This window comes from Burkholderia sp. D-99 (assembly GCF_011605345.1).
In the GTDB taxonomy this organism is placed as follows: Bacteria; Pseudomonadota; Gammaproteobacteria; order Burkholderiales; family Burkholderiaceae; genus Burkholderia.
Genome location: NZ_JAAOXM010000002.1, coordinates 1,160,844 through 1,174,778, shown reverse-complemented (window position 1 = coordinate 1,174,778; position 13,935 = coordinate 1,160,844). Strand labels below are relative to the sequence as shown.

The 13,935-nt window shown below is 55.4% G+C and carries 6 protein-coding genes; 1 reads left to right on the top strand and 5 read right to left on the bottom strand.

Annotation, left to right across the window (positions count from 1 at the left end; translation table 11 throughout):
- Positions 1 to 158: 158 nt before the first annotated feature.
- The gene (locus tag HAV18_RS12455) at positions 159 to 1,031 is read left to right on the top strand and encodes a slipin family protein (RefSeq protein ID WP_011548844.1); all 873 of its coding nucleotides are present in this window, start codon (positions 159 to 161) and stop codon (positions 1,029 to 1,031) included.
- 1,253 nt (positions 1,032 to 2,284) lie between these two features.
- Here the strand turns inward: HAV18_RS12455 and HAV18_RS12445 are convergent.
- The 5 genes from HAV18_RS12445 to HAV18_RS12425 form a co-directional block, all read right to left on the bottom strand.
- Positions 2,285 to 2,884 carry a hypothetical protein gene (locus tag HAV18_RS12445; RefSeq protein WP_166955983.1) on the bottom strand — a complete coding sequence of 200 codons (600 nt, stop codon included), beginning with the start codon at positions 2,882 to 2,884 and terminating at the stop codon, positions 2,285 to 2,287.
- 99 nt (positions 2,885 to 2,983) lie between these two features.
- On the bottom strand, positions 2,984 to 4,084 hold the full coding sequence (locus HAV18_RS12440; protein WP_166955980.1) for a DUF4238 domain-containing protein: 1,101 nt from the start codon (positions 4,082 to 4,084) through the stop codon (positions 2,984 to 2,986).
- 253 nt (positions 4,085 to 4,337) lie between these two features.
- Positions 4,338 to 5,381 carry an AAA family ATPase gene (locus tag HAV18_RS12435; protein WP_166955978.1) on the bottom strand — a complete coding sequence of 348 codons (1,044 nt, stop codon included), beginning with the start codon at positions 5,379 to 5,381 and terminating at the stop codon, positions 4,338 to 4,340.
- A complete protein-coding gene (locus HAV18_RS12430; RefSeq protein WP_060206183.1) occupies positions 5,366 to 6,934 on the bottom strand; it encodes an ATP-dependent endonuclease in 1,569 nt (522 codons plus the stop codon). Before HAV18_RS12430 ends, HAV18_RS12435 begins: the two co-directional genes overlap by 16 nt.
- A 371-nt stretch (positions 6,935 to 7,305) precedes the next feature.
- On the bottom strand, positions 7,306 to 13,770 hold the full coding sequence (locus tag HAV18_RS12425) for a transcriptional regulator (RefSeq protein ID WP_166955976.1): 6,465 nt from the start codon (positions 13,768 to 13,770) through the stop codon (positions 7,306 to 7,308).
- Positions 13,771 to 13,935: the final 165 nt, after the last annotated feature.

Here is a 13,935-nt window from a genome sequence, read left to right as displayed (position 1 = left end):
GCGATCGAGGTACGGCACCGTACCGATCGGCATGACGATAGGGCGCACGCTCGCATCAGGGCTTCTGCCCCTGTTGCCAGAACGCCCAAGACGACCCGAGATGCAGTGCGCCTCATCGCTCATGCGCCAGGTTGTCGTCACCAAAACGGAGCGTCACCATGAATCCCATCACACTCGTGTTATCTGCCGCGTTCGTCCTCGCGGCATTCGCCATCGGCGCGTGGGGCCACCTGTATCTTGCGGCCCCCCTTTTCATCGTCGCGGTCCTGATCGCACTGTCCGTGCGGGTCGCCAACGTCTGGGAGAAGTTCGTGATCCTGCGGATTGGCAAGCTGCAAAGCGTCAAGGGTGCCGGTTTTTTCATGATCATTCCAATCCTGGACAATGTTGTCGCGATCATCGACGAACGCATTCAAACCACCGCCTTCAACGCCGAACAAGCGCTGACCAAGGACACCGTGCCCGTCAACGTCGACGCCGTGATTTTCTGGCACGTCCATGACGCGCAGAAAGCCGCGCTCGCCATCACCGACTACCGGCAGGCAATCGACCGCGTTGCGCAAACCTCGCTGCGGGAAATGATCGGGGCATCGATGCTGGCTGCCTTGTTGTCGGATCGCAAGGCGGCCGACATGCACCTGCGCGACGAGATCGGCAGAAAGACCGTGGATTGGGGCGTGACCGTCCGCTCGGTCGAGACCCGCGATGTTGCGATCCCAGTCGCGCTGCAGGATTCGATGTCGCGCCAGGCGCAAGCCGAGCGCGAAAAGCAGGCACGGGTGATCCTCGGCTCGGCGGAGGCCGAGATCGCGACCAAGTTCGTCGAAGCGGCGCAGGTCTACGAAAATCATCCAGGTGCGCTTCAGTTGCGAGCGATGAACATCATCTACGAAACGACGAAGGAACGCGGCGCGACGATCCTGATCCCCAGTGCGATGGTTGACAGCCTGAATCCCGTGCTCGCACTTGCGATTGCCGGGTATGACGCGGCGGGCGCCGCGCCGGTGCCTGCGCTCAAGACAGCAGCGTGATCGCTAGCTCGTATTCGCTCCCCCGCGACGCCTTGCGCAGATCGCCCGGACATTGCTAGAACGGGGTGTACCCCACACGATTTGATGACGAGACTGTTGCGAATACTCCACCGTGGGCAGGAGGCGGAAATTGCTTCATCACATTACAACGCGGGGTTGGTCGCGGCAGGGGTGAGTCCCCCTCTCATTCGAGGTCGGCCGTGGATCTTCACCTAGCATCGATTGATGATCGCCATGAACGTATCGTTGCAAGGAGATAGTGGCCGCGTTCACCTCACAAAGGCTGATCGTCGAATTGCAACTGGTTCGTCACCGAGACGATGCCGTCGACGCGCCAGGCGACTGTTGCTACGAAATTCGCCTCGTTCGCGTCGGCAACCGAGCCGACAAGCGTCGCGATGACGGTGTATCACCTTGCGGGCGACCCACGCGCCCTTTTCCGCGCCTTCATTTCTTGTTACTCGTTGGTTTGATGGTATGTCTGAAACCCGCTGGCTTGACATCCAGACAGCAACCATTTGATTTTAAACAGATGTTTAGAGGTGGCGGGGCGCAACCCCGCATGCAGTCCAGATCGCTCTAACCGGAAAATTGCATGGAGATCAAGGTTAGCAGTCAAAGCAAGTCCCGGCTAATGCACATGAGTTGCCAGATCCTCTGGCATAGCTGGCGCAAACCACCTACGCCGCGCGGAGTACTCCCACGGTTCAATCTCAACCGCGTTTCCGCGCTCAGCGACGGTGGCTCTATTTCAAAAATGCGCGAATATTGCTCCGAGGTTGAAGGCGCACCGGATTTTGGGAGTGTAGGTTCGCAAAAAAGGTGGCCTCTGCGGACCATGCAAATCAATGATTTGGCCATCTTTTCTGCGAATTTTCCCGCAAAGATGTGGCAGAAAAGACGACCTCTCCCTACAAAATTCGCAGAAAAGTTGACCTCCAATCGAATCCCGGCCTAGAGGTTCTTAAAATCAAAGACTTGCGCGCACGGCTGCCCAAAAAAGGTGGTGCTCATGGATCGAAACGGTCCGACCTACGCCGCATACGAGTTGCCGAAGCCCAGATTGCTCGAGATTCACGGCCCGATGGCAGGCTCGCGTCTGCTATAAATGTGTGCATAGTCTGGCAAATAGCGAACGGCTAACGACCACTTCCGTGATCAGATGAACACTTCGATACGAAGGCCACGACGAGTGTTCGCGCTTTGTCGATTCGATATGCAGAGCTTGGTTGGGTGATCTCGCCCAAGCATGTTCAGAACCTGAACTGAAAGTTGAGCGGCGGCAATAGTAGTGCGGCACGAAATAGTGCGGACAGTTTCACAAGATCCTTCGGCTTGTAGCGCAAGTCGTATGACTGTGGGTGCGGCACGAAGAGATACAGCCCGAAGAGGTTCGTGCTCCCCTCGACGGGCAGCCAATCAATCCATCCGTGATTAGCAACAAACCGACTATCCTCAGACAATGCCGGCTCGTATGATTCAGTCCTGCAAAGTCCAGCGGCAACGCGCAAGCCCAAGAAGAACGTCACTCGATCGTCGAAGAGACCAGAATCCGAGTTTCTCTGAAGCGTAATCGCCGCACGATCTGAATCAAACTCGGAGAATCCATCCTTGCTCCTCCCTGGATGGATATCGAACACGTTGCGCATCTCGAAGCAACTTGTCAGCATGTCCGTCTCTGCAGCAGCCCCAAAGATAACAGCCGCCAAGTTTTTGGTACTCTTGGCATCAGCGAACCAGGATAGCGTCGGTGCCTGCGGCGACGGCGCCTCTCCAATAATGAGTGGCCGGCGACCGAAACGGTGGGTACGCATGTAAACCCACGGATCCCAGAATGTAATTTCTTCTGTCATTTAAGAGACCTGAGCGATTTTATGCTCTCCGTGCTTCAGTTAATACAAAAACTGCCACTTCCATCGCAAACGAATCTCGCAACCACCGCCAACACATCATCAACGCGCACGCTCCTTCCAAAAGGGATTAACGCTGTGCGTGGTAACGACATGGCTGTATCGGATGTAATTCAATCCAGTCCCGTTCGTGTAGACAACACCTGGGGCCCTCCACCGAAGGAACGCTGGCCATCGGGTCGGGTGCGGGTGGAGTGTCTGCATGTGGAGAATTGCCTTGCCCTGCCGCGTTTCGTCTGTCGGCTCAACAACACGATATCTAGAGTGAGTGTGACTCGATCCCTCCTCATCCAAAATGGCATAGTTGACTCTATGCTTAGCCTCTAGTCGTCGGTCAGTACAGTCTGCAATTTGTCGCCGCACTTCACCTTCAAATTTTGCGTCGTGTATATACAGATTAGCAAAGCAATTCATTATCTGATGCTGATTCAGCGCCTTCACATCTCCGGGACTCCTAGTTTCGACCCAACCATTATTGTGCTGAACACTATACACATCGCCGTCGTAGGCAACAAAGAGAATATCTGGAGTCAGCGGCATAAATGCCAGAAAACCCGAGGATGACGATCCAAACGAACATCCCAAAGCTCGACGGTCTTCAAGATACCAACGATTTGTTGCAACAGCAGGATCATCAGAAGTGAAGAACGGTACGTCCGTTCTGTTCTTTACGAGACAAACTTTCAGATCATCTACACAGTCGCTTACGTCGACCACCGTTTGCATCGCAATTTGTACAGCCTCTCGGATACCAAATCGAAATGAAAGCAGCTCCTCACCCAGCACCGCATCAGTGGAAATGGCCATTTTTACTGCACGCTGCGATGCGGCTTCAGTTCTCAGATGCTGGAGAGCCCAAGAAAATCTGAGCGAGTGTCGGTCGGCATCGTCGAGTTCATAGCCGGGTTGACGGATCCTGCGCAGCAGGCTCGCGTACGCCGTTTCACTACCCTGTATTGCGGCCTCTAGCTTGTCATCTTGTCCATAGAAATACGATCCCGAACATTGATGCTTAACGGCAGCATTTTCAATCAATTTTGCCCTGTCGATATTGAACAAATTGATGGTGACATTTTCCTCGTTCTTCGTGAACGATCGCAAATAACAGCGAGGAACAAAATGTTGATTTTTGTTGGTTGCCATAGACAAGTTACTGAAGTTCGGGTGCATACAGCCGCCGCATCGCGCTGTGTCGACTCAACCAGGAAGAACTTCGTCAAGAAATTGGTGACCAAATTTTGCCACCGGCCCAATCGGAAACACTATCATATCGTCGACACCATCAAAGGAGAAAGAAATGGCAACGTATACCTCAGTACGATAGAAGCCGATCCTCCTGGATCGCCGGCGATCTATCGCGGAAACTCTAAACGCTAGCCCCACATCGCGATGAACACTACCCAGCTCGCGTACGTTTGTGTTTCTTCAAAATGGCATCTGGAACGAAAGTCAAATTACCACGTGCTCGTGAACATGCGACATAGAGCTTGTTTCGAGTCTCCGGATTGAGGGCGGCCAACGTTCCAGCCCTCCAAGCAGCTAGTGCAGCAGGATGCAGCACCACACATACATCCCCGTAGTGGTCGAGACCCTTCGATGCCCCCCAGTTCTGCGAGTAGCAATCATATTTGTAATGCTCTTGCAGAAAGAGCTTCACGATATGAGGCGCTTCGTAAAGTTCTTGCGCGACCGCACGATCCTCTACCAATCGAACGTCAGTGATCGTGTCCGAGTGCGACTCGATCTGTATCCCGATCTGCGCGGAGATGAAATCGCATACTGACTTGCTGCATCTCCGGCTTTTCATCAGTGACGTGAGATCTACTTCCATTTTTGCCGCTTTGAAGCGCGCCTTGTACGCTTCGTAGTCGACGTGGAGATTGGCGTTCACATTGCCGTCTCTGCTCGTATCGTACGTATGCTGATAAAAGTCACCCACAAACATACACTCGACGTCGCTGTGGCACAGCAGCATCAGCAGATTGAAATCATGTCCGGCAAAGTCTTGTACCTCATCAACGAAGAAGGCATCGAAGTACTTCTCGATTCGAGCGATCACATCCTTGACCGTACCCGTTTGCTCCACGTATTTTGCAAGGCGGTGGTGATATAGTCGGCGCCCCGAAGTCATATAGCGCCGATCATCCGCGACACCAAACATTGGCCCCGTTGCAGGCGGCCGCTGGAATGTCACACCCTTTGTACGCTTCTCCGCCAGCAGGAACGGCCGATAGCAGAACGAGTGCAAAAATGTGAAGTAGGTATAGAGGACTATGTTCGCCGGAAAATATCCAAACTTCTGGATGATTCGGATTCTCAGATTTTCCCTGTTCGCCTCCGTGTATGTGACAAGCAAGACACGTCGCGCCTCGTCCAGCTTCTCAACAATCTTGTATGTTTTTCCCGAACCGGCGACGGCGAAGATTACTGTCTTATCCATGCAACCGCCTCCTGAATGTAGGCCGGCGCCACAAGGACATCGGATTTCTTATCCAAAAGCTTGAACGCTGCCTCCGCCTTGTTGTTCAGCATGTATTCCTGGACGGTAAGTTTCTTTCTTCCCGCCGCGAATTGATCCTCGCACACGTCTTTGTTGTCTTCGTACATGCAGATCTCGAACGTTGAGCGCTTGTTGTCCGGATCGGCGAATATTTTGATCGTGGGCTCCTGATAGTCAACGTAGTTGTCCACGCATGTCTTTCGATACTCCCCGTCGTTGTCACGAATTGCTGCCACCTTGATCTGAAGCACCTTGGCGAGATCGAAATAGCGCTTGAAGCTGGTACCGTCAACAGAGATGACATGCACCCCATCCTTGTCCAAGGAACCGCCGTCCCCGTGCTTCTTGTAGAGCGCCTCCATCAGAATAAATTCTGCGTCTCCTTCGACGAGAATAGCTCGCTTACACAGGGCTAGCTCAAGTACGTTGTTATCCGGAGCTTTCATGAAGAAGGTTGCGGTATCGGGCGGGAGTTCCTTCAACGACATCGGGCATGAAGGATCAGTCTCACTGAGAATGACTGCCTTCCGTAAATTCAAGCGAGTGCAGATCATGCTGCTATGCGTAGCGACGAAAATTTGCTTCTTTGTCGCACTACTGATCCGGTCGACAAGTTTTCGCGTGTGAACGTGACTGAGATGATTCTCAGGCTCCTCCAATAGGACAACGTCTAACGTGTGTTCGCGGTCCCGTAGCGCGAACTCGATCTTGATGAAGCACTGGCGCCCCTTCCCCTTGCTGTCGATGGGAATATCGCTTTCAGTAATCATGATGTCCGTTTCAATGCTGGCCCTGGGGCTGCTCCTGACACCGAACTTGTAGTCAGGCAACTTGTCGTTGATGTCGGACAACACGGCGTCGCGGAACCTGGTCTTGGCGTTCCGGTACTCCAGCCCGTGACGGTTCCGCTCCAGTACGGAGGCGTTAGCTTGGTACATTGATCGCGTGTATTCACGCGTCGCATACTCATTGTTGATCTGCGAACTGTCGATTAGCAGATGCTTAAGTGGTTTCTTATAAGGATGAACCGAATTTCCACCGAAGGTCAAAAATCGGATTGCGTAGTACTCGAACGGGAAGCTCGAATTTCTATCCTTCAGGACTTCTTCGATATGCTTGGTGTACTCATCTACAGGTTCGCAGATGAGTTGGATTCCGTCCAACGCAACATCTCGTTTGCTGTGGTTCTTGCCGTTCAACTCAGGATCGGCAAACCCGTCGAGATGAACCTCTACGGTCATCGTCGGCAAATCAACAATCTTGCGAGCCCCACCCATGAATTCTTCGATGCACGCTGCATTAAACAGAGACTCCAGACCAATTCCTTCGACCTTACTGCGACTCGCACTCATTACCAGATCCAGTGCCTGCAGCACTGAACTTTTCCCTGCTTCATTTCCCCCGATCAGAATATTCAGATCCGGGTCAAACTCAATCTCCAATTTCTTGAAACGCTTAAAGTTTTTTAGTATGAGCTTTTTGATGGTCTTCATTCCCCATGCCTTTCGCTGTGTGATTGCTTCGACTCCGATCACACCAATCGTACCCCACGACAAAGGGACATGAAAAGCCGGACACAAGTAAAAAAGGCCCACTCATCGAGTGGGCCTTTGGAGAGGTGGGGCGGAAAGCAAATCGCGGAACAACGTCCAGACCGAGATGCTCCGCTCCCTGTTTTTTTAGTGAATGTGAATCAGTCGCAATATTATTGAATTTGTATCGCATGCGGCCACGACACGCTCACTCATTGCGATGACAACATCTGCTCGTCGTACCGTCTTTTCGAGATAGACCTTCCGGCTTCGGGAAACGGTCCGGCCGAGCCGCTTGCACAGCACCTGCCATTGAGACAATTCAGGTGCAGCTAGTACTTCGATTCGTGCAGCTCGTTGGCCCGGCCCGGGTAAAAACTGATTGCGAGCGACGGAGTCACACGCACCACTCCGGTGGTATGCCAAAACCGAGAACGCTCACGACCGTAGCCTTCGTTATAGCTCCGCAAGCGAACCAACAAGAGCAGATCCGCGTCGTTATCAGCGAGATAGTCGTGAATTAAGGATGCGCGGCAGAGGAGTCGTGCTCCCATAGCTCGGCGTTCTCGCCTGTGGCTAGAGTCCATCCACACTTCAGAGCGCACCAACACCTCACGTGATGAGTTCACCCACGCACAGCCAAACGCATCGGTCGATGTAAGCTGCCCAAAGTCGATGGCTGCCTGGCTCAGTCGTCGACGCGAGGCGGCCGCCGACGCGCCCAACGAATCGGCCTCATCCAGCCGAGCATCATCTTCTGGCACCACGATCCACGGCAAGTATGGCGCGTTCCGCTGCGCCTCGGAAGCATCGTCGTCCTCATACGGTCGAAGTCGCGGAAAATAGGCTTGAAAGGGATCTGCCGCGGCGACGGCCTCGGCCAAAGCGAGACTCTCGCCGCGTGGTGCTAAAGCAGACATCACGCAGATACCAATACCCTCCGTTGAATTCCAGTCTCCGTCCACAACCAACCAGTCGCCAACTGCCGGCTTGATCCCGAGCAACGCCTGCAATATCACTGGATCACTCGTCAGTTCGACACCCTGCCGACCCACGACACGCAGCGTATTCCACGTATCTACGGGCTGCCAATCCGTGCCATCTGCTAACCATAGGCCGTCCGCATGCGTTAGAACCTGACGCCCAAGCCATTTTCCCCACGGATCATTGTCGTCGTACGGTCCGCGCACGACAGGATGCCCAGCGAGTAGATCGCCAGCGACGCCATGCAACGCATGCCAGCACAGCTGCTCTCCGTACGTGTGATAGTCGGGGTTGATGCCCCTGACGTAGTCACGACCAGACTGCAATCTGCCCTTTGTTTCGTGCATGTGCGTGATGCCGGCGTCATGTCGGCGCACCCAAACAGTCACGGCATCCACCGTTTCCCAATGCGGATGTCTGAATAGGTTGGCCATGTGCGCGACGTCGTCTTTGTCGAAATCATAGTCCAGATGCAACTCCGGCTTGGGTCTGTCGACACCTTCGGGCCGCGACCGCCGATATGAATTGCCTACATAGTCCTTCGACCGCTTGAACGGATAAGGGGAGCAATTGACCGCGTCCAATACCTTCATCTTGGATTTTGACAGCGTGATCTCTCCGCGTTGCACGCACGCGTTCAGCGCCCGAGCGGCGAAGTGCTTGCGAAGCACATGTTTGTCCAATGGATCAAAGGCTATCTTCTCCAGAAATGTGCTATGCCGTGCGATCTCAGCAGGCGCTTCCAGAGCGATCCGAGCCATGGCGATCAAAAGCCAAAGCTGTGCGTGCAAATAGTAGAACGGCAGTTCAGGCGCCTGAAAACAGGGAGAACAACGTCGATCGAAGTGCGTGATGACAGCGTCCAGTACGTCAGCACGACTTAACCGAATCGCGGTACGCAAACTGTGGGCTGCCATCCATCGTCGCTCGCCCACCGGCGAACCCAACACAAACCAGATCAACCCAGCCGTCGTTTCGACGGGGTCGCCATTCGAATACAGCTCTGGCTTCCAAGGACCATCCTCGGCGCTGGAAGCAAGCTTCGCCGGACCGCTTTGGAGCAGACGAGTCAGCGCCGTCTGACCCACGCCCGGCATCGCCAGCTCATTGAACTCCGCAGCAAAATTGAGCCATACGGATGCAGGAACGGGCGATTTCGGATGCGATAGCTCTCGAATCAGGAACATCAACAGCGTGCAGCGATCGACGCCACAGACATCCTGAAACGCCTTGACGTGATACGTCGACAAATAGTCCGACGAGATGAACTCGAGCGCGTTCTCGCATACGATGATTTCCGCGCAGTCCCGCAATGCCTTACTTACAGCCAAAGATGCGCCAGACCACTGCTCCTTGCACTGCCGAAGTTCATATTCCTTGTCGTATAGGTCGAGCAAACCTTGACGCGCGATGAGCTTGATGTACTGCGGCCAGTCCGAAAATGCGACCTTCGCCCTCAGCACATCAAGTACGTCACGCGAGAATCTCATCCCAATTCGCACTGCACAGGCCGCGTCGAGCGCGCGAGCCACCGAGACGTCATCGAGTGGGTTCAGATCGGCCGCGAGGGCCAAGACAGCAGTCCGAGCTGCTGCTTCCTCGCTCTGCCGTTCGACTGCACTGTGCCTGGGTTCGGATGGACGCCAGTTATTGAGCGTGTTGTAGTCGTCACACGCCACCTCGATCCTTTCAGCTGCAGCCAAAAGGTAACCGCATTCCCGCGAATTTTCGCCCAACACACTCTTAGCGAACTGTGCGAGAACGCGTGGGGTTTCAGAGCTCAACGAACCTGGATTATTCTGTAGATACTGAGCGACCAGTTCGCGCACCAGGAGCACTTGTTGCCTACTGACCTTGGTCTCGAGCGTGGCAACCAACTGCTCGGTGCCACAGACATAGAGCTCGGCAGGGTTGGAAAGTCGCAGCAAAGTAACGGCGAGGTCAGGATCGAGCTGGTCATCTTCGACCAAAGCTCGCAGATAGGGCAGTAAAGTGTAATCGAGCGAAATTCGATCTCGGTCTTGCCACCGCGCCAGTTTCGCCAATCCTTTCAGCCCAGACGCCCTAGACATCGCATTTCCGAACATGCCCCAGTGAAACTTCCGCTCCTCCCCAAGATTGAGTTCGCAGATATTGGACAAGGCGTGACTATCTCGATCGTCAATATGGTCGCCTTTCAGCGTGCTGGCGAGGTGCATCAGTCCGTCCACGAATCGGTAATCACCGGAGCCGATTGCGTCCAACTGATCTAGGCCCCGCCTGAAGTACTCAACCGCCTCGGAGGGACTTGCCACAGCCAAGGCCTGGCCGAGGCGGGCAAAATGCTCCGCGCGCTCTCCCACTTCATTTTCCTGTTCTATCGCGGTGCTCACTTTGACAGCAAGCGCACCGGCCAATGCCTGAAAGGCCGGGCGAGCGGCCAGCAGTTCCACCAGCTCAATGATCTTCGGCACCGGCGTTGTTCCGGATTCGGCGGCAGCGGTAACGAACGTCGAGAGTTCCGATGGGTTCACGTCGAGGTTTGCAACGAGCGCGAGGGTCAATAGACGCTCCCCAACCGCGTTGTGCTGTCGCTGGGTATTCTTGCTACCGGAGTAATGGTCTTCCTTGTCGCGTAGCTGTTTCCACAAACTCGTCAGTGGTGACAGGGTGGCCGCAGCACGACCGTGTCCACTACCCAAGGCCTGTGCGAACGCATTCGCGACTTTCACCCAAGTCGACAGGTGTTGATCGAGGAAGCGCTCCGCCGACGTCTTGTCATCGTAGCTGATCCGTTCTTTGGCATCAGGCGACTTGCCCTTCGCTCGGTATTCCGCTTCGAGCACTGCTTGAAGTTCTTTGCAGAATTCGCTTCCATGGGTGTCGGCCGGAACTTTTTGAGCAAATTCGATCAGTTCGCGTGGTAGCAAGTGCCGATCATAGATCGGCTCACCGTCCGCGATACGGGCGATAACCTGCCGCGCCACAAACGGGTAGACCTCACCGGCCCAATGGGGCTCCCGAAAGGAGTGCAGTGTCGGCGGCACAGGAGGCAACGCATCAACAATTGCCTTGGCCTCCACTGGCATTTCCAGCGCGATGGCGGCCGCTGCAGCCTCGAGAAGGCCTCGAACGATTGCCGGTTGGCCAGTTCGATGGTGGTCTTTGCCCAGATCGACCGCTTTCTCGTTAGCGCACACTCTAGCCAGAGTGACGATGAGGTCACGCCTACGATTCTCGTCGCTAGTAGCGTACCGAACGGCCGCGGCCAGCGGCCCGAACGTGTTCAGGCTGGCCAAGTACCGGTCCATAACATCGGGGGCGAAGAGGAGCCTAGATTCGGGGCGACTCGCCAATTCAAACGTCGCCTTCGCGACGTCATAGGCGTACCAGTCAATCCACCCCTCTAAGTCATGCGCCGCCGCCTCACCGTTGCCGTTCGCTAAATGGCAAAACGGGATTGCCGCCATATCCATCACCGTTGGACTGGCACGGTCCTGAAAATGGTCGGGTTTTTGCTGATAGTAGTGCGCGCGCCACTCGGAGACCCATTGCGCATGTCGGACGGCGTCAGCGCTCTCGCCCATAAGTGCGTGAGCAATAGCGAGGCGTGCATGGCGAGACCCTGCCCACTTGGTCCGAGCTTCGAACAGGCGTCGCAATGAGTCGATATCCCGCGCGGTCACGACAAGATCAGGATGATCCAGCAGGTACTGGGTCCCGCGCTGATCTACCGAAGCCAGCGTAGACATTTCAACCAACAACGGCACCAGATGGTCCAGTTCGCTCTCACGAACCGAGTGCCCGACCGCCGCCCTCAAGCGCGCGTGGCGGATCGCTTGCTGCCCAACCTTGCTGGTGATAGCTGTCGGCAATCTTTCGTCAAACGCCAGTTGAAACAGGCGATCGCCATCCGACAACTGCAGGAGCAGTTCCGGCAAGGTCGTGGCCGCGTAGACCGAAGTCGACTGCATCGCGAGAAGATTGTCCGCCAGGATACGCAACGTCGTTGCATCGGCGGCATAATCGCGCCTAATCAAGGTCTCCGTTGGCTCGTCACGGAACATCAGCCCATGGCTCGTTTGTTCAAGCAAGGGGGCCAAGTCGGCGGAGAAGCTCCTTACGGCGCCCTCAGGCATGCCATTGACCTGAGCAAACTCTTTAAGAGGCACTGGTGGCGGCAGCGTAGCCAAGCCCGCGAGAAACGCTCGAATGTTCGTGTCGGTGTTGCCAAACTTCCTCGCCTCGACCAGCGCATCCGAGATGCGCTGTCGGATCAAGTCGTCGAGCTCAATGAGCTTCCCGACCTCAGACGGTGCAAGTAGGTCAGGCTCCTTGGCTAAATGCTCGAGGACACGTGCGTTTCCCAGCGAGCGGGATTGAGCGACCTGCACCTTCGCTTCTGTCAGTTTCGAAACACGGGAACCCAAAAACGTATGCGTTTCGGGCTCCGTAAATGGCCGAAGCTCCAGTTCTTCGCAGGACGCATCGCCTGTCGCAGCCTGGCGTCGATGGCTGCGTGCGCTGACCACCACCTGCAGGCCCGGAATTGGTATCCCGTGTTCCAGGCTTTGGAGCAGTAGCTTCGGAAAAGCATCCTGGCCACGATCGCGTGCGAGTTCGTTCGCGTTGTCGATCGCGTCCAAGAACAAGATTAGTTGTCGGTCGGCCGAGCCGAGGCGTAGTGTGGCGACCACCTGCTCTAAGCGCACGCGAAACGCACGAACAATGTCTTCGCTGTTGCTCGTCGAAGGGAGTAGCGGATCGCACAAGCCGCGGCAAGCCAAGTCATTGGCAATGTGGACGAGCCCCCGTCCGGGTAAGTGTCTGGCATCGTCAGGGGCGCGGTATTGCCCCATGCCGAAGCAGTCGAACAACACTGTCTCGTGCGACGACGACAGTCGGGCCGTTAGGGAGGTCATGAAGACAGTCTTGCCAACGCCACCTTCAGCGTGGATGACCAATGGCTTGGTGAGTCGGGGGATCCGAGCGATGGCATCGTCCAATTGCACGCGATCCACGATCGCACCCACCTCCGGAAAGCTTGCCGGACAAGGTAACAGGTCACGGTCATCGGAAAGTTGAAGCGCAGCGAAGACATCGGTGCGTGCGATTACGTTGCGGTGCTGCTTCGCGAGCCCAGCCTTATCTCGCGCCATCTCTCGTATGCTATTGAGGCGAATGGCCGCCATGTGATCACGTGCTGGTGACCAATCAGCCAGCGTGATGGCCAGCTGCTCCTTGTTGGACCGCAGATCGCCGGTCAAACCGACCATCACGACGCGCGCCGCGAACTCAGCGAGATCCTTGCCTCTCAGCTTGCAAGCAGCTGTGATTTGAGTTGCCTGTTCTTTCGTCTCACCGTCGAGTAGGTCGCCTCGAGCCAGACCAAGCAGCGCGTCGGTGAAGACTGCCGCGATCGGGCGATTCGTAACCAGCTCGAAACGAAGCTTGTCCCGGGCCGTCTCGGTGCCATGGTCGCGCTTGCGAGCGCGATAGATTCCCGCGAATTTATCTAAGGTCTTCCTGGCATCCGAAGCACGAAAAGGCTTAAGTTCCGCAGCCTTGGAATACTTCACCTGTACGACTACGACCTGCCTCGCTTCCGCGAACGTCGCGCGCCGACCAAAGTACAGCACGGCATCGGCAATTTCGTTGGCCTCGGCAGTGACAAGCTTCTGATCTTCTGCGCCAAACCCCTCGATGGCGATACCGACAAGATCATCTCTGGGCAACAACAGTCCCAGACATTTACGGGCTACCCAAGCCTCATGGAATTCGTGGCCATCCCTAGATGCCCGCACACTGTCGAACGTCTTTCGTACCTTTGCCATCGCGATCCCACTGAAGTTCCCGAAAGAATACTGGAAGTCACGAGAACGAGGCTATTAACTGAAACCTTCCACCAGATCCTCTGTATATAGGAGCCTGTAGACACTAGGCAATCCGCCAAAATCAACGATTCCACGACGCGAGACTCGCTGCTTGATTGGCCACAA

Coding starts and splice junctions, on each gene's coding strand:
- HAV18_RS12425 (WP_166955976.1), bottom strand. CDS start 13,770: ATGGCAAAGGTACGAAAGACGTTCGACAGTGTGCGGGCATCTAGGGAT.
- HAV18_RS12440 (WP_166955980.1), bottom strand. CDS start 4,084: ATGGCAACCAACAAAAATCAACATTTTGTTCCTCGCTGTTATTTGCGA.
- HAV18_RS12445 (WP_166955983.1), bottom strand. CDS start 2,884: ATGACAGAAGAAATTACATTCTGGGATCCGTGGGTTTACATGCGTACC.
- HAV18_RS12430 (WP_060206183.1), bottom strand. CDS start 6,934: ATGAAGACCATCAAAAAGCTCATACTAAAAAACTTTAAGCGTTTCAAG.
- HAV18_RS12455 (WP_011548844.1), top strand. CDS start 159: ATGAATCCCATCACACTCGTGTTATCTGCCGCGTTCGTCCTCGCGGCA.
- HAV18_RS12435 (WP_166955978.1), bottom strand. CDS start 5,381: ATGGATAAGACAGTAATCTTCGCCGTCGCCGGTTCGGGAAAAACATAC.